The organism is Inquilinus sp. 2KB_23, from assembly GCF_052115705.1.
In the GTDB taxonomy this organism is placed as follows: Bacteria; Pseudomonadota; Alphaproteobacteria; order DSM-16000; family Inquilinaceae; genus Inquilinus; species Inquilinus ginsengisoli_A.
In genome coordinates this window covers 1-1106 of record NZ_JBFRHF010000079.1, presented here as the reverse complement: position 1 = coordinate 1106, position 1106 = coordinate 1, and the positions used below count along the sequence as shown (strand labels likewise).

Below are 1106 nucleotides of genomic sequence, written 5' to 3'. Positions count from 1 at the left end.
GTGGGAGACTGGCTGCGCCAGCTGCAGGGGCTGAACGTGGCGATGCGGGAGCATGAGCACACGCCCTTGTACGAGATCCAGGGCTGGGCGGGTCAGGGCGGCCGGTCGCTGTTCGACAGCCTCTTGGTGTTCGAGAACTACCCGGTGGACCAGGCGCTGCGGGAGCGCGACGAGAGCAGCCTGCGGTTCGGCCCGGTCGCCAACATCGAGACGACGAACTACGCGCTGACGCTGACGGTGCAGGCGGGGAGCGACCTGGAGATCGGCTGGAGCTGGCGGCGGGATGCGCTGGCGGCCGGCCGGGTCGAGCGGCTGATGCGGCAGCTGGAGACCCTGCTGCAGCGGATCGCGGCGGATGCGGCGGCCGTCCTGGGCATGATCGCCCTGCCGACGGCCGAGGAGCAGCGGAGCCTCACGGCGTGGAACGCGACGGAGCATGGCTACGAGCCCGTGCCGAGCGTGGTGACGCTGATCGAGCGTCAGGCACAGGCGACGCCGGAGGCGGAGGCCCTGGTGTTCGGCACCGAGCGCCTGAGCTACGCCGAGCTGGAGGCCCGCAGCAACCGCCTGGCGCATGCGCTGATCGCTCGGGGCGTCGGCCCGGACGTGCTGGTGGGCGTGGCGGCGGAGCGGTCGGTCGAACTGGTGGTGGGGCTGCTGGGGATCCTGAAGGCAGGGGGTGCCTACCTGCCGCTGGACCCGGAGCATCCGCGCGACCGTATGGCCGGGACCATCGGCGATGCCGGGTTGCGGCTGGTGCTGACCCAGGCGCATCTGGCCGAGCGGCTGCCGGAGATCGACGGCGTCGACATCCTTGCCCTGGACCGCTGGGACTTGTCGCAGCAGCCGGAGCAGGCACCCGGCGTGGCGATCCATCCGGAGACGCTGGCCTATTGCATCACTACCTCGGGTTCGACCGGCAAGCCGAAGGGCGTAGGCAACAGCCATGCCGGTCTGCTGAACCGGCTGCAGTGGATGCAGGCGGAATACGGATTGGGCCCGTCGGACCGTGTGCTGCAGAAGACGCCCTACGGGTTCGACGTGTCGGTGTGGGAGTTCTTCTGGCCGCTGATGACCGGCGCCACGCTGGTGGTGGCGGCGCCGGG

General features: G+C 70.6%; 1 protein-coding gene. It reads left to right on the top strand.

Going from position 1 to position 1106, the window contains the following annotated elements:
- Positions 1-1106 (top strand): AMP-binding protein (locus AB4112_RS35965; protein ID WP_441727259.1); only part of this gene is annotated, 1106 nt, incomplete at both ends.